Here is an 18,009-nt window from a genome sequence, read left to right as displayed (position 1 = left end):
AAGGGTTTCGGATATGGATATCTGCTTATGGATTGGCCCGCTGCAAAACGGCTGTGCACTTTTGCAAATACCCATATGAGCGAACCTTCGTATGCAAGGCATGGGGGCGGGACTAAGATCGGCGCCTTTCTCCTTTCTCCTTTCGCCGTGCGGCGTCCCGACAGGCCGGCCTGCCCGCCATGGCGCTCACTGGAAACCACCTTGACTCTCGCCGTCCCGCCCTTCTCTCCCAACGCTTCTCGTACCGCCTCTCGCACTTCCCGACGCACCTCCCGGCGCATCTTCCTTCTCAGCGCCGCGCGCGCCGGGGCCAGCCTTGCCGCATTGGGCGCGCTGTCGGCATGCGCCACGGTATCGGGCACCGCCGAGCCGGTCGTCGATACCGCATCGGGCCGCCTGCGCGGCACGCGTGCGCGCGGCGCGTTCGTCTTCAAGGGCGTGCCCTATGCGGCGACAACGGCTGGCGACAACCGTTTCCGCCCGCCCGTCGCGCGGCAACCGTGGGCAGGCGTTCGCGATGCCCTGGAAGGCGGTGCTTCCGCGCCGCAGCCGCTAGTCGGCAGCCCGATCGAGTTCGCCTGGTACTGGTCGGGCATTCCGGCGAACGAGGACTGCCTGTCGTTGTCGGTGTTCACGCCCGCGCTGCGAGACAATCAGCGCCGCCCCGTGCTGGTGTGGCTGCACGGCGGGGCATTCGCCATCGGCGCCGGCACGTCGGCGGGCTTCGATGGCAGCCATCTGGCGACATCGCAGGACGTGGTGGTGGTGTCCGTCAACCATCGCCTCAACGTGTTGGGCGGGCTGTTCACTGGCGAGCATCCCGAACAGTTGTCCGCCGAATCCGGAAACCTCGGCACGCTCGACCAGCTTGCCGCGTTGAAGTGGATCAAGGCCAATGCCGAGTCGTTTGGCGGCGACCCGGCCAACATCACGGTGTTCGGCCAGTCGGGCGGGGCGGCCAAGGTCACGGCGCTGCTGGGGCTGCCCGCCGCGCGCGGCTACATCCAGCGGGCCATCGTGCAGAGCGGCTCCGGCGCCTGGAAGCTGGCAGGGCCGGATGCGGCAGCACGCGCCGCGCATGCGTTCCTGCGTGAGTTCGGCTTGACCGCCGCCAACGCGGGCCGCCTGCGCCAGTTGCGGGTGGAGCAACTGGTGGCCGCATTCGCCAAGGTGTCCGGCGCCGCCGGCGGCGTCAGCGAGTTCCGGCCCACGCTGGACGGCAAGGTGTTCGTCGATGATCCGTTCGACCCGGTGGCATCGCCGCTGTCGGCGGACGTTCCGGTCCTGATCGGCAATGCCGCGCAGGAGGCAACGTTCTTCCTCGCCGCCGACCCGCGCAATTTCTCGTTGAGCGCCGGCCAGGCCCGCCAGCGCATCCAGCGCTTCCTGAAGCTCGACGACGCCGGCACCGCTCGGCTGATCGATGCCTACCGCGACCTCGACGGCAAGGCTACGCCCAGCGAACTGCTGATCCGCATTGCCGGCGACTACAACTACCGCCTGCCGACGCTGGCCGTGGCCGAGCGCAAAGCAGCGCTGAATGGCGCGCCGGTCTATGCCTACGAATTCGACTGGCAATCGCCGGCGCGCGGCGGCGTCCTGGGGGCTGCGCATACGTCGGAGGTGCCGTTCATCTTCGGCACGCTGGACGCGGCGAGGCCTCTGGTGCAAGACAGCGCCGACCAACTGGAGGTGCGCGACCGCATGGGGGCAATCTGGGCGCAGTTCGCACGCACCGGCAAGCCGGGCAGCGACGTGGTGGCCAACTGGGCGCCTTACGACGGCTCGGCGCGCACCACCGCGCTGCTGGGCAAGTCATGGGAGGCACGGCGCGACCCTGCCGCGCACGCACGCGCCGCGTTTGCGGGTATCCCGCTGTACGAGTACAGCTACCCGGTGTCGTTCACCCGCGACTGACGCCCGGCGCGCGTTGGCAGACGCGACTGCGTGCCCGGCGCGGATCAGCGCGCATCAGGCCGCGTTGATCCGCGATCAGACCAGCCGCGCGTAGCCGGCCGCCACCGCGGCGCGGGCCATCTGCGCCACCGGCTCGTAGTGCGCCAGTCCGGTCCGCGCAATGCCCCGCAAGCGCAAGCGGCGCGCCAGTGCCGGTTCGCCGGAAAGCACCTGGGCCAGCGCCGCGCCAACGCGCGCGCTAAGCGCCGGGGCGGCGTGGCGCGAAGACACCAGCGGCAATCCGGGAGCGGCCTCGGTGCGGCCAATCTGACGCAGCGCGACAAGACGATCGGGCAGGTGATCGCGCGCGAACGCCAGCGTGACGCAATCGATGGCGGCGACATCCGCCGCGCCGTTGGCCACGGCGTCAAGCGATGCCAGATGCGAGCCGGTGCGCACCGTGCCGGAGAAGAAGCGGCCGTCCCGCGCCAGCGGTGCCACCGCGTAGCGCAGCGCGTTCATGCCGCTGTGCGAGCCCTCGTCGTTATAGGCCGCGCGCAATCCGCGGCACGCGGGGAGCGTGGCGGGCCCGTCATTGGCGCGCACCACGATGGCGCTGGTATAGCTGGCGCCGTCGCAGCCCGGCGCATTGAACCGAGGCGTGCCAATGACGCGCACATGGCGCCGCAGGCCCTGCACCAGCGGATAGCCGCAGGTTTGCGAGAGCAGCAGGTCCGGCCGGCGCCAGAAGTCGTGCAGCGCTTCCGCCGTCCCGACGGGTTCGACGATGCTCAGCTGGAGCGGGTCGCGTTGCCGCGCGAGCAGCTCGGCCACGTGTGCGATCAGCGCAAGCCAGTCCGTATGCAGCGCGGGTGTCAGGTTATACATGGGTAGCGCGGCCACCCAGTGCTTGCGTTCGGTCATCGGCCGGTCTTCCACGTTCACCCCGCTAGTTGCGCACGGGCATCGTTGCTGGCCTGCCCGCCTCCTGTTGCAACGGGCACCGCGTCACGCGCAGGACCGTGAAACAGCGGATGCACCACGGGCGCGGCCGGACGCAGCGAGAAGCGCGCCAGCCATTCGCCGTAGCCATCAACCACGAAGCCGCCGCTGCGCCGCTGGTAGTCGGCCGCGCGGCGACGGTAGATACGCCCCAGCGCGAACCAGGGCACCGCGGGCAGATCATGGTGGACGAGGTGATAGTTGTTGTTGAGAAAGAGCAAGCGCCATGGCCACGCGGCCTCGTTGATCACGCTGCGGCATGCCGGCAAGGCATGGGCACGGTGCTCCTGGAAGGAGCGTACCGCCGACAGCGACAGCGCCGGATAGGCCACGCCGCCCAACATCAGCCACGGCGCTATGCCGCAAATGCGGTCGAGCCAGGCCAGCAACGCGGCCAGCGCCAACAGGTGCGCAAGCCACATCGGCAGGTCGCGCAGATCGCCGTCGCGCACCCTGCGCCCTGCGCCGGCCGCAGTCTGCGCAATGGCAAAGGCCGGGCCGATCAGCACACGCCCCGCCAGGGTATTGCGACAGCGCAGCAGCACCCGCCCTAGCGGACCGGCCGCCTGCCAGTCGCCGGAGAGCATGAAATAGCTCTCCGGATCGGCGCCCGGATGGGTGAGATCATCGGCCTCGTGATGGCGCAGGTGTTCGCGGCGATACAGCCCGTAGGGAAACCATACCGCCAGCGGCGCCATGCCGAACAGTGCATTGAACCAGGCCAGCCGGGTCGGATGACCATGCAGCAACTCGTGCTGCACAGACATATACCAGGCGGTGACAAGGGCCAGCAGCGCAACAGCCAGCGGCAGGCCGATGCGGGTGGCGTTGAAGGCGATGCCAAACCACGCGCCATAGACCGCCGCGATCAGCAGCCAGGTGGGCGCCTCCGCTCGCCATAACCAACGGCGGGAGGCGCGCGCAATCTCGGCGCGTTGAATGTCATCCAGGTAGATTGCCATGGCTTCGTCATCGTCGATCGGTGGCGGGCTGGTCGGCAATCGAGGCGATGCGAACACCCAGGGCATCCCGCGCCCGGCGCTCCGCCATGTGCATGGCTCCCGGCGCGAGGGATGTCACTCCAGCTTAGCGCCGACGGAAAATAAGGGAACGAAGGAATGCCGATAAGGATATGCGCAGCGCAGGGCCGGCTAACCGCTGCTGTTGCTGGAGTGCTCGCCGGGCCCGCAGGCATCGGGTTTACCGCCTCGGCAGACGTTCGATAGCTTACTTCTGCAGCGAGCACACGCACGGAACCGAGTAAGCATCTACAAAAAAATTCGTGGGAAAAAGCCGAGGCGCCATGCTGCAATGTGCGGATGGTTTACTTAGCGCATCCAGCCTCCAGGCCGGGCAGCCACGCTGCTCCATCGCCCTCCCCAGTCACGCAAACCGGCACACGAGCCGGCACGGTGAGCCTGCAGCCATTACTGGACATCCATGGCCTCAACGTGCACTTTCCCGGCAATCATGCGCTGCGCGACCTGAACCTGCAGGTCGCTGCCGGAGAGACGCTGGCGTTGGTCGGCGAATCCGGCTGCGGAAAATCCACGATGGCCCTGGCGTTGATGCGCCTGCTGCCGGCGCATGCGCGGCTTTCGGGCACTGTCCGCTTCGACGGCGTGGACCTTCTTGCGCTGCGCGAGGCGCAGATGAGCGCCATGCGGGGGCGCGCTGTGTCGATGATTTTCCAGGAGCCGATGACTTCGCTGAATCCGGTGCTAAGCATCGGCCAGCAGGTCGCCGAAGCCTTGACGCTGCATGCACCGCTGTCACGCCGCGCGGCGCGGGCACAGGCCATCGAACTGCTGCACCTGGTCCAGCTGCCCGACCCGGCGCGCCGCTTCGATGCGTACCCGCACCAGTTCTCCGGCGGGCAGCGCCAGCGCGTGATGATTGCCATGGCGGTGGCCTGCAAGCCGCGCCTACTGATCGCGGACGAGCCGACCACGGCGCTGGACGTGACCATCCAGGCGCAAATCCTCGCGCTGATCGACAGCCTGCGCCGTGAACTCGGCATGGCCGTGCTGCTGATCACGCACGACCTGGGTGTCGTGGCCCAGTATGCAGACCGCGTTGCGGTGATGTACGGCGGGTGCAAGCTGGAAGAAGGCGCCACGCAGAGCGTATTCGCCGCGCCCCGGCACGCCTACACGCGTGGACTGCTTGGCGCATCGCTGCACATCGCGCAGGGCCTGCATTACACCACCGACCGGCTGGCGGAGATCCGCGCTGATGGTCAGGATGGCTTCCAGCTTGTCAAGCCGCCGGTAGCGCCCTGCGCGGCCGCGCTGCGCACGCCGGCCGCCAACGCTGCACCGCTGCTCTCGGTGCAAGGCCTGCGCGTCTCCTACACCAGCGGCGAGCATCGGGTAAGCGCGGTCAACGACGTCTCGCTCGACATCGCTGCCGGCGAAACACTCGGACTGGTGGGGGAATCGGGCTGCGGCAAGTCCAGCCTGTCGCGCGCCATCCTGCGGCTCGCGCCTGCCGACTGTGGCCGCGTCTCGTTTGCCGGACAGGACTTGCTGGCCCTGGCGCCCGGTGCGCTGCTGCCCTGGCGCCGCCGCGTGCAGCTGATCTTCCAGGATCCGTACGGTTCACTCAACCCGCGCCACTGCGTGGAAGACATCCTTGGCCATGCCCTGGCCATCCATGGCGTGCGCGAGCGTGCCGAGCGCACGCGCCGCATCGACGCCATCCTCGACGACGTCGGGCTGGGCACGGGCGCGCGCAGCCGCTATCCGCACGAGTTCTCGGGCGGGCAGCGCCAGCGCATCGCCATTGCACGCGCGCTGGTGCTGCGCCCTGAGCTGGTGATCTGCGACGAGCCCGTATCCGCGCTGGACGTTTCCATCCAGGCGCAGATCCTGAACCTGCTGGTCGACCTGAAGGCAGAGCACGGCCTGACCTACCTGTTCATCTCGCACGACCTGTCGGTCGTGCGCTATATCGCCGATCGTGTGTGCGTGATGCAGGCGGGGCGAATTGTCGAATCAGGCGATCCCGAGGCCATCTGGACGCGTGCGCAACATCCCTACACCCACACCCTGCTGGCGGCCATGCCCGGCCATGCGCGACCGGGCTGTCCTCAGGACGCCGCCGCCGAAGCGCCGCGGCCTGCCCTCGCGCACAGCTGAACTCTCGCAGTCTTCTTTCCGCAGTTGCCGCATCACCGGAACCTCAACGCCCCATGAACGAACACGATTTTCCCTTCGCCAAACCGTCCGACGCCCTTGCCCAGGACAAAGCCGCGCCGCATAGCACGCAACGCCGTCAGCTGCTTGGCGCCACCGGCGCCCTGCTTGCCGGCGGCCTGTTCACCGGCCTGCTGCCCGAGGCCAGCGCGCTGACCAAGCCACTGCCGAATACCGAAGACGGCGCCCAGCGCGGCGGCGCTCTCGATGCCGTGGTGCACCCCGAGCCACCCACGCTGGCGTTCTTCATCAACACCTCCACGCCGGGCCGCACCGTGGTCAGCAAGATCTTCGACGGCCTGCTGGACTACGGCCCCGACCTCAAGCCGCGCCCGCAGCTCGCGCAGAGCGTCGACGTCTCACCCGATGGCCTCACCGTGCGGATCAAGCTGCGCAAGAACGTGCTGTGGCACGACGGCAAGCCCTTCACCGCCGCCGACGTAAAGTTCTCCGCCGAAGAAATCTGGCGCAAGCACGCACCCACCGCGCGCCGCGTATTCCAGCACCTGGCCAAGGTCGATACGCCGGACAGCCATACCGTGGTGCTCACGCTCGGCAAGCCAACGCCGGTGATCCTGAACGCGCTCGACGTGGTAGCCGCGCCGATCCTGCCCAAGCACCTATACGAAGGCACTGACATCCCGAACAATCCGTACAACAACAAGCCGATCGGCACCGGCCCTTTCGTCTTCAAGGAGTGGGTGCGCGGCCAGCATATCGCGCTGGAGCGCTTCGACAAATACTGGGCGCCGGGGCTGCCTTACCTCGACAAGCTCACCTTCAAGATCATCCCGGACGTGGCGGGCCGCGCCACTGCGCTGGAGACCGGCGCGGTGCAATACGGGGAGCGCAACCCGGTGACCTTTGCCGACGCCGACCGCCTGGCCAAGTCGCCTAACCTGGTGGTGAGCACCGAGGGCTACAACGGCTTTGCCGGCTGGCTGTGGCTGATCCCCAACCTGCGTGACCCGGTCATCGGCAACCTCAAGGTGCGCGAGGCCATCCTGTATGCGATCAACCGCGATGCGCTGGTCAAAACGGTGTGGGGCGGCTACGCGGTGCCCGCCACCGGGCCGGTTTCCTCCCTGCTCAAGACCTTCTATACCAAGGACACGCAGCAGTACCCGTTCGACCGCAAGAAGGCCGAAGCGCTGCTCGACGAAGCCGGTTTCCCGCGCAAGGCGGACGGATTCCGCTTCAAGCTCAATCACGACTTCATTCCCTTTGGAGACGACTACCGCCGCACCGGCGAGTTCGTGCGCCAGTCGCTGCGCGCTGTCGGCATCGATGTGAACCTGCGCGGCCAGGATCTGCCCACCTGGACCAAGAACGTGTTCACCGACTACAACTACCAGTTGGTCAGTTCCTGGGGCATCAACTGGCAGGACCCGCAGATCGGCGTGGAGCAGCATTACTGGTCCAAGGCCGAGTCCAAGGGCACGCCGTGGCAAAACGCGTCCGGCTATGCCAGCCCGGAAGCAGACAAGCTGATCGAAGCGGCACAGGTCGAGCGCGATCCCGCCAAGCGCGTGCAGCTCTACCAGGATTTCCAGAAGCTGGCGCAGAAGGACCTGGCGCTGCTGAACCTGTTCGAGTTCCGCTGGTTCGGCGTCTGGGACAAGCGCCTGCGCAACGTCACGGATACCTTCGACCACAGCCAGAACAATTTCGCCCGTGTCTGGCTCAGCGCCAAGTGAGGTCGCCGTGCGCATGACCCGACGCCTGCTCCGCCGCCTGCTGCAACTCCTTGGCGTGATCGTCGCCACCGCCGTGCTCAACTTCGCGCTGCTCAAGGCGTTGCCTGGCGACCTCGTGGATGTGATCGCCAGCGAGAGCGGCAGCGTGCCGCCGGAGTACGTAACGCAGCTGCGCCAGCTCTACGGGCTGGACCGCAGCCTGCCGGAGCAGTTGGCAAGTTATCTCGGCCGCATCGCGCATGGCGACCTGGGCTACTCGTTCCGCTTCGGCGAGCCTGTCCTTGATCTCGTGCTCGGCCGGCTTGGGCCAACGCTGGCGCTCGTCGGTGCCGCGCTGCTGCTGTCCACCGTCGGCGGCGTGCTGCTGGGCGTGGCGGCGGCGCGGCGCCCGCATGGCCTGACCGACACCGTGCTGTCCGCGCTGGCTACGGTGGGCTACTCGGCGCCGATGTTCTGGACCTCGCTGATGCTGATCGTGCTGTTTGGCGTGCAGCTGGAATGGCTGCCGATCGGCGGGCTGCGCGAAGTCAATGCCGGCTACCACGGCCTGCGGCTGTTGCTCGACTACATCCATCACCTGATGCTGCCTGTGCTGACGCTGGCGATCTACTACATCGCGGTATACGCACGGCTGGCGCGCGCGTCGATGATCGAGACGCTGGCGGAGGACTTTATCCGCACCGCCCGCGCCAAGGGCGCGCGGGAGGCGCGGGTCATCTTTAGCCACGCGCTGCGCAACGCCGTGCTGCCGGTGATCACCATGCTGGGCGTGCAAAGCAGCGCGCTGCTGGGCGGCTCGATCGTGGTGGAAACGGTGTTTGCGTGGCCCGGGCTGGGCCAGCTCTCCTTCGAGGCTATCAAGAGCCGCGATATCCCGGTGCTGCTGGCCGTGCTGATCTTCAGCGGCGTGCTGGTGGTGCTGGCCAACCTGCTGGTGGACATGGCACAGGCGGTGCTTGACCCGCGCGTGCGGGCCAGCTCGGCCCCCGTGCCTTCGGCAACACAAGGAGGCGCGGCATGAAGCGCTGGTACCTGCAACCTTCCATCTGGCTCGGCAGCGCCATCCTGCTGCTGGTCGTAGCCGCAGCGGCGCTGGCCGGCGCGCTGTTCCCGGCGGATCCGCTCGACATGGTAGGCGCGCCCTTCGTCTGGCCCGGCACGGACCCGGCCACGCCGCTCGGCACCGACCTGATGGGCCGCGACCTGCTGGCCGGGCTAGCGCACGGCGCGCGCGTTTCACTGCTGGTTGGCGTGTCGTCGGCCGCGGTAGCGCTGGCGATCGGCGTCACGATCGGCGCGGCGGCGGGCTTCTATCGCGGCGCCGTGGACGCGGTGCTCAGCCGCATCACCGAGTTCTTCCAGACCATCCCGGCCTTCCTGCTGGCGATCATCCTGGTGGCAGTGCTCAAGCCCAGCCTCGGCACCATCGTGTTCGCGCTTGGCGTGACCTCATGGACCAGCGTGGCCCGGCTGGTGCGCGCGGAGTTCCTGACGCTGCGCGAGCGCGATTACGTGCGGGCCGCCGTGGCGGTGGGCGCCAGCGACGCGCACCTGATCTTTCGCGAGATCCTGCCCAACGCCTGGACGCCGATCATTGTCTCCACGGGCCTGCTGGTGGCCAACGCGATCCTGTCCGAAGCCGGGCTGGCCTTTCTGGGGCTGGGCGACCCCAACGTGGTGAGCTGGGGTTCGATGATCGGCCTGGGCCGGGACGCGCTGCGCACCGGCTGGTACATGACCGCGATCCCCGGCCTGGCCGTGGTGCTCACCGTGCTCTCGCTCAACCTGCTCAGCGACGGCCTGCAGGCCGCGCTCAACCCGCGCCTGCGCCGCGCGCGCCGGGCTGCTCTGCCAACCTGAACTGCCAGCCTGACCCGCGCCGACCCGACACACGACTGCCATGACGAAACTGAACGATCTCCCTTCCACACCCATTTCCACACCCATTTCCACACCCATTCCCGCGCCACCGGCACGGCTGCCCAACCCGGAGCGCGTGCGCCGCATCACCAGCGATGCCGAGGCGCTGCAAGCCGCCCGCGAGCTTGCCGCGGTATTCGCCGACGGCGCCTCCGAGCGCGACAGCGAACGCCGCCTTCCCTGGGACGAGCTGGACCGCTGGTCCGAAAGCGGCCTGGGCGGCATGACCGTGCCGCGCGAGTACGGCGGCGCCGATGTGTCCTACGCCACGCTGGCCGAAGTCTTCGCCATCCTCTGCGCTGCCGACCCCGCGCTCGGCCAGATCCCGCAGAACCACTTCGGCTTGCTGGGCGTGCTGCGCGAAATCGGCAGCGAATCGCAGAAACGCCGCTTCTATGGCGAGGTGCTGACCGGCGCGCGCCTGGGCAACGCCGGTCCCGAGCGCCGCTCCGAGACCAGCCAGACCATCCTCCAAGGCACCACGCGCCTCACCGGAACCGCCCAGGGCCTGCGGCTCAACGGCCAACGCTTCTACGCCACGGGCGCGCTGTTCGCGCATCGCGTTCCCGCACGGGCGCTCGACGACCAGGGCCGCAGCGTGCAGGTGTGGACGCCGCGCGAGGTGCGCGGCCTGCGCATCGTCGACGACTGGTCCTCCTTCGGCCAGCGCACCACGGCCAGCGGGAGCGTGGTGTTCGACAACGTGCCGGTGGCGCCCGAGGACGTGCTGCCGATCTGGCAGCTGGCCGACCGGCCGGGCCTGTACGGCCCCACCTCGCAACTGATCCAGGCCGCCATCGACCAGGGCATCGCCGAGGCCGCGCTGGCCGATGCCATCGCCTTCGTGCGCCAGTACGCCCGCCCGTGGATCGACTCCGGCCTGGAGCACGCCACGCAAGACCCCTACATCATCCAGGACGTCGGCCGCCTGCAGATCGACGTGCACGCCGCCCGCGAAGTGCTGCTGGAAGCCGGCCGCACGCTAGACGCGATCGCCGCGCGGCCACTGGATGCCGAAGCCAGCGCGCGCGCCTCCGTGGCAGTGGCCGAGGCCAAGGTGCTGAGCACCGAGATCGCCCTGGAAGCCAGCCAGAAGCTGTTCGAACTCGCCGGCTCGTCCGCCACGCGCGCCAAGCACAACCTGGACCGCCACTGGCGCAACGCGCGCGCCCACACGCTGCACGACCCGGTACGCTGGAAAACCCACCTGATCGGCAACTACCACCTTAACCACGTGCTGCCCGCGCGCCACTCCTGGAACTGATATGTCCGAGCTCCTCTCCCCGGTTCCCACCGATAGCCGTCCCGCGCCAGCCGCACCGCCCGCCCAACCTCCCGAACTGATCCGCGACGATGCCCACGCCATCCTGAGCGCTCGCCAGCTCGCAGCCCGGTTTGCCCCCGAGGCCGCATTGCGCGACCGCGAGCGCCGCCTGCCCTGGGCCGAGCTGGATGCCTTCAGCGCCAGCGGCCTGTGGGGCATCACGGTGCCGCGCGAGTACGGCGGCCCCGGCGTGTCCAATGTCACGCTGGCCGAGGTCATTGCCACCATCGCCGCCGCGGACGGCTCGCTCGGGCAGATCCCGCAGAACCATTTCTACGCGCTGGAAGTGCTGCGAGTGGGTGGCAGCGATGCGCAAAAGCGCTTTTTCTACGCGCGTGCACTCGCCGGCGAGCGCTTTGGCAACGCCCTTGCCGAGATCGGCCACAAGGATTTCAAGCGCCGCACCCGGCTTGCGCCGGACGGCGACGGCTGGCGCGTGGACGGCAAGAAGTTCTATTGCACAGGCGCGCTCTACGCCCACTGGATCCCCACGCTGGTGGTGGCCGAAGAGAAAGGGCGCGAGGTCACCTACCTGGCTTTTGTGCCGCGCCGCGCCGAAGGCGTGTCCATCGTCGACGACTGGGACGGCTTTGGCCAGCGCGTCACCGGCAGCGGCTCGGTGTCGTTCGAGAACGTCCGGGTCGAGCCCGAGTGGGTGGTGCCGTTCCTGGCCTCCTTCGAAGAGCCGACCACCATCGGGCCGGTGGCGCAGATCCTGCACGCGGCGATCGACCTGGGCATCGGCCGTGGCGCCTTCGAGGCCACCCTGCCCTTCGTGCGCGAACGCGCCCGCCCCTGGGTGGATGCGGGCGTGGAGCGCGCCGCCGATGACCCGCTCACCATCCATCAGGTCGGCGAAGTCTCGGTGCGGCTGCGCGCCGCCGAAGCGCTGGTACGGCGCGCAGGACGCATCGTCGATGCCGCCCAGCTTGCGCCCACCGAGCGCAGCGTGGCTGAGGCCTCCATCGCCGTGGCCGAGGCGCGCGTGCTGACCACCACGGCCTCGCTGCTGGCGGGCAACAAGCTGTTCGAGCTCGGCGGCACCGCCTCCACGCTCGACCACCTTGGCCTGGACCGCTTCTGGCGCAATGCCCGCACCCACACCCTGCACGACCCGGTGCGCTGGAAGTACCACGCCGTCGGCAACTTCTATCTCAACGACCGGCTCCCCACCCGGCACGGAGCGCTGTAATGGCACGCAAGGAAATCCTGCTCAACGCGTTCAACATGAACTGCGTCGGGCATATCAACCACGGCCTGTGGACGCACCCGCGCGACCGCTCGGCTGACTACAACACCCTGGCGTACTGGACCGGTCAGGCGCGCACGCTGGAGCGCGGGCTGTTCGACGGACTGTTTATCGCCGATATCGTCGGCGTCTACGACGTCTACCAGGACAATGTGGACGTGACGCTGCGCGAGTCGATCCAGTTGCCGGTCAATGATCCGCTGCTACTGGTGCCAGGGATGGCCGCCGTCACGCAGCACCTTGGCTTCGGCGTCACCGTGAACCTGACCTACGAGCAGCCCTACCTGCTGGCGCGCCGCTTCTCCACGCTGGACCACCTGACGCGCGGACGCATTGGCTGGAACATCGTCACCGGCTACCTGGACAGTGCCGCGCGCGCCATGGGCCTCGCCGGCCAGATCGCGCACGACGAGCGCTACGACCGCGCGGACGAATACCTGGAGGTGCTCTACAAGCTCTGGGAAGGCAGTTGGGAGGACGATGCGGTACGGCGCGACAAGGCCGCCCGCGTGTTCGCCGATCCGCGCAAGGTGCATAAGGTCAGGCACGAGGGCAAGTACTACAAGGTCGATGGCTATCACCTGGCCGAGCCCTCGCCACAGCGTACGCCGGTGCTGTTCCAGGCCGGTAGCTCCGGGCGCGGCCAGCAGTTTGCCGCGCGCCATGCCGAGTGCGTGTTCATCTCGCCGCCCAGCAAGGAAGCCGCCCGCCATACCGTGAGGGCACTGCGCGAGCAACTGGTAGCCGCCGGACGCAGGCCGGATGACATCAAGATTTTTGCCGGCACCGCCGTGGTAGCGGGCAAGACTGCAGCCGAAGCCCGCCTGAAGCACGCCGAGTACAAGGACTACGCCAGCCGCGAAGCCGGCCTGGCGCACTTTGCCGCGAGTACCGGCGTGGATTTCGGCCGCTATGACCTTGACGCGCCGGTAGACTACGGCGGCGGCAACGCCATCGAGTCGGCCACGCGCACCGCGCAGCAGCATGGGTGGACCCGGCGCAAGCTGCTGGAGCTGTTCGAGCTTGGCGGCCGCTATCCCGCCATCGTGGGCGACGCGCAGCAGGTTGCGGATGAACTGCAATCCTGGGTGGACGAGACCGGCATCGACGGATTCAACCTCAGCCGCACCGTGGTGCCGGAGAGCTACGAGGACTTCGTGGACCTGGTGGTGCCCGAGTTGCAGAATCGCGGCCTCTACAAGACGGCCTATGCCGAAGGCAGCCTGCGCAAGAAGCTGTTCGCCGAAGACGACCGGCTGCCGGCGCGGCACACGGCGGCGGGATTCCGCCATGGCCGGTACTAAGCCCCGCGCACCCCATTGAAGGCACCCGAGGCACCGAAGGCACCGAAGGCACACGAGGCGAGGATCTCCCCGGGAACGCCTCGCATCGTGGCACGGTCCAGCGGGCTTGGCCGGTCGTAGCGAGCGGTCGCGATATGCCGGCCCGCGGCCCCTCCGATTTGCTATCGGCATGCACCTGGCACCAGGTAGCGGTACACACCGAAATACAAGCCCCCCCCCCGATAGTAGGGTCAAGTTTCCCCCCCGGGTGGCCGATAGGAAAGATCATGGCTTTGGTCTGTGACCGGCCGGGCGCACGTACGCGCATGCGGATCACTTACGATCATGGAAAAGACAAACATGGAGCTAGTAGTGAGTATTGATAGCATCATGTCCAAAAAGCTCGTCACCGTCGTGTTCGACGACACGTTGGCAACGATCAAGAATATCTTCGACGAGGCTAAGTTCCACCACGTGCTCGTCGTAGAGGACGGGAAGCTGCATGGTGTTGTATCGGACCGCGATCTGCTGCGCGCGATGAGCCCGTTTATAGGCAGTACGGTAGAGTCGGCCAGGGACGTCAATACCCTCAAGAAGCGCGTGCACCAGATCATGACGCGCAAGCCGGTAACGCTGCGACCCGAGGCCGGGATTGCCGATGCCATTGCACTATTTCTCGCCCACCAGGTCTCGTGCATTCCCATCGTCGACGAGCAGTTCCGGCCGGTCGGCATCGTAAGCTGGCGGGACATCCTGCGATCGTTGTCGTTGGCGGCAAGTTCCACGCCGCCGGATAGCGCCGCCTAGAAAAGCCATGGCGTCTGAGATATCCCGGCGGGGAGTACTGTCCTCCCCCTTGCAGTACGGCCGCTACACGTAATGCACCGTTCCGATGCCGACGCGACGGGATCTGCCACCCTCGTCGGGCATCGGGTCGTTTTCGAGTGCCTCGATCGCCTCCTCCAGCGCTTGCCTCACATCCTCGCGCCGTTTCGGCAGGGCCGATAGCAGATCGCGCAGTTCGGACACATCGCAGATCTCGGCCAGCGCCTGGACAGCCTGCTGCCGCACATGGGGATCGCTGTCGCCAAAGCTGGCCGTCAGCAGCGGCAGCACCTTGCCGGGCGTGAAGAAGCTCAGCGCCCAGACGGCCCGGCGCCGAACTTCCGGCGAAGGCTCACGCTTGAGCCGCGACGCCAATGGCGGAACCGCCTCATCGTCGCCGATGGCCGCCAGCGCCAACGCCGCCTCGCCACGCACCGCATCTTCGTCATCGCTCAGCAGCCCAAGCAGCGGCGCCACCGCGCGCGGATCGGGTTGTTCCCGCAAGGCTTCGACGAGACCGGCGCGCGCATCTGCCTGCGCGGTGGCGAGCGCGTCGATCAGGTGCGCAATGGCTGCGGGGTTGCCATGGCGCGTCAGCGATTTCGCCAGCGCCCCTTTTACTTGTGCATCCGCATCCGGGGCGCGCAGAAAGGCCAGTGCTTCCGGCGGTGTTACGGCACCATCGGGCAGCCAGAGTGCTTCGGCTGCGCACTGCTGCACGCGCCGGCTCGGATCCTGGAGGCAACCCAGGATCAAGGCGGCATGGCGCTTCGCGTCGATGCGGCTGATGGCCTCGATGATCTTGCACCGAACCTCGTCGTCGCCGTCCCCCAACGCGCCGGCAAGAAACGGGACGGCCCGCGCATCGCGCAAGCTGGCAAGCGCGTCGCAGACGCTGCGCCTGACGTTCGGCTCGGCATCGCTCAGCGCACGGCAGAGGCTTTGCAGCGTGGCCGTGGGGTCGGGATGCGCCTCCCACGGGAGGCTGCCGAGCGAGTCGGCGGCGCGCTCCCTGAATTCGGCGTCGGGATCCTGCAAGGCGGCATGCAATGCTGGCAGCGCGTCAAAGTCGTTGTTGTCGCCCAAAGCCCAGAGCGCCGCCCAGCGCACCCGGCGTGTCTCGGCAGGCTTGTTGAGCGCGTCAATCAGATGCTGCGTGGCGCCCGCGTGCCGCATCTCGCCCAGCGCATTGACCGCGTAATAACGGACCTCCTCGTCCGGATCGCTGAAGACGCGGTTGGCGAGGGTATCGATGGCTTGATGCACCTGCATCGAGCCCAGCGCGATGACGGCCTGCAGCCGCACGCGAGCCACCTCGTCGTTTGCCGCAACCATGAGCGCCGGGATGGCCTCCGGCGACGAGAATCGCAAGGCTTCGGCCGCCGTTTCCCGAACGATTGCGGAGGTATCCGACAAAGCGGCCAACAGCACGTTGCACAACGCCGGCCCCACCTCGAAGCCGGCGCACTCCCTGAGGGCGGATAGCACCGTGGCCCGTACGCCCTCGTCGCTGTCGTTGACGGCCACGCGCAGATCCGGGATCAGGTCGGCGCGCCTCAGTTCTCCGAGCATGGAGGCGGCAAAGGCGCGAACCTCGGCGTCCTGATCGTGGCCCAGGCGGTCTTTCAGCGCCTCGACTGCCGGCTCCGTGCGAAAGACGCCAAGCGCCAGGACGGCTTGCGTGCGGACCTCGGCACTGGCGTCCCCGAGCGCCGCCTTCACGAGCGCATGCACGTGCTTCGGCGACTGGCTCGCCAGGGCTGCCGCCGCGGCCGCCCGGATCGACGCGTCGGGGTCGCCCGCCAGCGCCCGAATCACGGCCTGCGCCGCTTGCGCATGCGTCTCCATGTCGTAGTGCCCGAGCGCATGGATCGCGCTGGCGCGGATGTACGGGTCTTCGTCCCGCGTCGCGGCCAGCAACGACGGAACGAACGCATCGGCCGTCCCCGGATCGGTGAGACTGACGTTCGCGCCGCGCCGCTCGTCTGGGGGCTGAGCCCTCAAGGACGCGATCAGGTCTTCGATTTCACTCGCCGCACGCGCCGCTTCACCGGCCGAATCGTCAGCGGCGGTCTCTCGATTGCCAGCAAGGGCCGCTTTCACGCGCAACATCAGTGCCTTCAGCCGCATGTGCCGGGCCCCGGACCGTCCCTAGTGTCGTTGTCCGCAACCGGTGACGCGCGCAGTCGCCGCCCCTCGAACAGCGCATCGGACACGCGGTCCATGCGCCGGATCTCCTTGATATCTATCACGATGCGAAAGCTTTCCTCTCCATTGCGCGGTCGTCGCAACCATTGCGCGTCGAACCGGCGCGACACGTTATCACAGGCGCTTCGCCCATCTCAAGTGCAGGCGCAACCCGGCAATGGGGACAAACGGGAGCTGACGCCCCGGCGACAATCAGGCCGCCTTCGCTCCAACCGACCAGTAGTAAGTCGGCGCCGTGCCATTGATGACGTGATCGCCGACAGCTCTCCCCTTGTAGAGGGTCGGATTATGCGAAGCCAGTGTTCGCGCATTGCGCCAGTGGCGGTCCAGCCGGCGGTCCTCATCCAGCGCGGAAGCGCCGCCGATGTCGAACAGCCGCGTGGCCGCCGCCAGCACCTGGTCCGCGATGCCGACCTGCGCCTTGGCGGTACGCAACTCCACATCGTCCAGCAAGCCGACCGGCACGGCTTGGCCCCGCTGGCGCAGGCGGTCGATCTCGCCAAGGCCTTGCGCCACGGCGGCGACGGCGGAAGCCGCAATGAACGCCGTGCCGGCCAACTGGCCCACCACCTGCTGCACCAGCGGATCCTCGGCCGGCGTGCGTCCGCTGCCGTGGCTGTACACCCGCTTGCGCGCGCGCACAAAGGCGGCCGCGTCGCGCTCGATGGCCCGGGCGATGCCGGCCAGCGTCGCCAGGTGCACCAGCTGGAAGTAAGCCGTGATGGACGTGGGCACATTGCGCGGGAAGCTCAGCACCTGTTCACCGGACACCGCGACGTCGCGAAAGCGTGTGGTGCCGGAGCCGGTGAGGCGCTGGCCAAAGCCACGCCAGTCGTCGATGCGGTCGATGCCCGGCGCATTGGCCGGCACCAGCACATAAACCGGATCGGCACTGCCCTCGCGGCTGGCACTGACGGCAATCCAGTCGGCATAGAGCGTGCCTGTGCTGTAGAACTTCTCGCCGTCGAGCCGCCAGCCTTCGCCATCTGGCGACAAGTTGGTCTTGTGCTTGCCTGGTGCGCCGTCGCCAAGCTCGGTAGTGGCGTTGCCGAAGATCGCGCCCCGCGCGACGAGCCGCAGCCAGCGCTCCCGCAGTTCGGGCGCAATCTCCGCATAGAGCCGCTCGACAAAGCCAAAATGCGCGCGCAGGATCTGTGGCAAGTTGGAATCCGCTTCGCCCAGCTCGATCAGCAGCTGGAACAATTGCTCGACCGACGCGCCCAGCCCGCCGAGCGCCACCGGGACGCGCAAGGCGCCGAAGCCGGCCTCGCGCAGCAAGGCGACCGCATCGAAGGCAAGCTCGCGCTCCTGTTCGCGCTGGGCCGCGCGTTCGGCGATCTGCGCAAAGATCGGGCGGAAGCGCGCAAAGAGATCCGCCTGGAAAGGATTGAGTTCTGGCATGCGTTTG

The 18,009-nt window shown here is 67.9% G+C and carries 13 protein-coding genes; 9 read left to right on the top strand and 4 right to left on the bottom strand.

The window, feature by feature from the left end; translation table 11 throughout:
- The first annotated feature begins 201 nt into the window (after nt 1-201).
- Nucleotides 202-1,917 carry a carboxylesterase/lipase family protein gene (locus tag F7R26_RS27935; RefSeq protein ID WP_241754762.1) on the top strand — a complete coding sequence of 572 codons (1,716 nt, stop codon included), beginning with the start codon at nt 202-204 and terminating at the stop codon, nt 1,915-1,917.
- A 75-nt stretch (nt 1,918-1,992) separates the two neighbouring features.
- On the opposite strand, the gene F7R26_RS27930 is transcribed toward F7R26_RS27935, so the two are convergent.
- Both F7R26_RS27930 and F7R26_RS27925 read right to left on the bottom strand, forming a co-directional pair.
- Entirely contained in the window at nt 1,993-2,820 is an 828-nt protein-coding gene (locus F7R26_RS27930) for a phosphate/phosphite/phosphonate ABC transporter substrate-binding protein (protein ID WP_150984589.1), read from the bottom strand.
- Between the two features lie 17 nt (nt 2,821-2,837).
- Nucleotides 2,838-3,860, bottom strand: coding sequence for a fatty acid desaturase (locus F7R26_RS27925; protein WP_150984691.1), 1,023 nt, complete (start codon nt 3,858-3,860; stop codon nt 2,838-2,840).
- Nucleotides 3,861-4,316: 456 nt separating this feature from the next.
- Between F7R26_RS27925 and F7R26_RS27920 the strand changes: the two genes are divergently transcribed.
- The 8 genes from F7R26_RS27920 (at nt 4,317) to F7R26_RS27885 (ending at nt 14,375) form a co-directional block, all read left to right on the top strand.
- Nucleotides 4,317-6,038 (top strand): ABC transporter ATP-binding protein, encoded by a 1,722-nt coding sequence (locus tag F7R26_RS27920; RefSeq protein ID WP_206702566.1) that lies wholly within the window; start codon nt 4,317-4,319, stop codon nt 6,036-6,038.
- A 53-nt stretch (nt 6,039-6,091) separates the two neighbouring features.
- The gene (locus tag F7R26_RS27915; protein ID WP_150984591.1) at nt 6,092-7,792 is read left to right on the top strand and encodes an ABC transporter substrate-binding protein; all 1,701 of its coding nucleotides are present in this window, start codon (nt 6,092-6,094) and stop codon (nt 7,790-7,792) included.
- Nucleotides 7,793-7,805: 13 nt separating this feature from the next.
- Nucleotides 7,806-8,813, top strand: coding sequence for an ABC transporter permease (locus tag F7R26_RS27910; protein WP_150984592.1), 1,008 nt, complete (start codon nt 7,806-7,808; stop codon nt 8,811-8,813).
- Nucleotides 8,810-9,652: an ABC transporter permease gene (locus F7R26_RS27905; RefSeq protein ID WP_150984593.1), complete on the top strand. Its 843-nt coding sequence runs from the start codon at nt 8,810-8,812 to the stop codon at nt 9,650-9,652. The genes F7R26_RS27910 and F7R26_RS27905 overlap by 4 nt, the downstream gene beginning before the upstream one ends.
- Before the next feature lie 40 nt (nt 9,653-9,692).
- Complete coding sequence (locus F7R26_RS27900; RefSeq protein WP_150984594.1) at nt 9,693-10,976, top strand: SfnB family sulfur acquisition oxidoreductase; 1,284 nt, start codon at nt 9,693-9,695, stop codon at nt 10,974-10,976.
- Between the two features lies 1 nt (nt 10,977).
- Nucleotides 10,978-12,228, top strand: a complete 1,251-nt coding sequence (locus F7R26_RS27895) for an SfnB family sulfur acquisition oxidoreductase (RefSeq protein WP_150984595.1) — start codon at nt 10,978-10,980, stop codon at nt 12,226-12,228.
- Nucleotides 12,228-13,589 (top strand): LLM class flavin-dependent oxidoreductase, encoded by a 1,362-nt coding sequence (locus F7R26_RS27890; protein ID WP_150984596.1) that lies wholly within the window; start codon nt 12,228-12,230, stop codon nt 13,587-13,589. Before F7R26_RS27895 ends, F7R26_RS27890 begins: the two co-directional genes overlap by 1 nt.
- Nucleotides 13,590-13,958: 369 nt before the next feature.
- Nucleotides 13,959-14,375 (top strand): CBS domain-containing protein, encoded by a 417-nt coding sequence (locus F7R26_RS27885; RefSeq protein ID WP_416351368.1) that lies wholly within the window; start codon nt 13,959-13,961, stop codon nt 14,373-14,375.
- A gap of 63 nt (nt 14,376-14,438) precedes the next feature.
- On the opposite strand, the gene F7R26_RS27880 is transcribed toward F7R26_RS27885, so the two are convergent.
- The gene (locus tag F7R26_RS27880) at nt 14,439-16,523 is read right to left on the bottom strand and encodes a HEAT repeat domain-containing protein (protein ID WP_150984597.1); all 2,085 of its coding nucleotides are present in this window, start codon (nt 16,521-16,523) and stop codon (nt 14,439-14,441) included.
- A 270-nt stretch (nt 16,524-16,793) separates the two neighbouring features.
- A complete protein-coding gene (locus F7R26_RS27875; RefSeq protein WP_150984598.1) occupies nt 16,794-18,002 on the bottom strand; it encodes an acyl-CoA dehydrogenase family protein in 1,209 nt (402 codons plus the stop codon).
- Nucleotides 18,003-18,009: the final 7 nt, after the last annotated feature.

Origin of the sequence: Cupriavidus basilensis (assembly GCF_008801925.2) — a bacterium.
Classification (GTDB): Bacteria; Pseudomonadota; Gammaproteobacteria; order Burkholderiales; family Burkholderiaceae; genus Cupriavidus; species Cupriavidus basilensis.
This window is presented reverse-complemented; position numbering and strand designations above follow the sequence as displayed.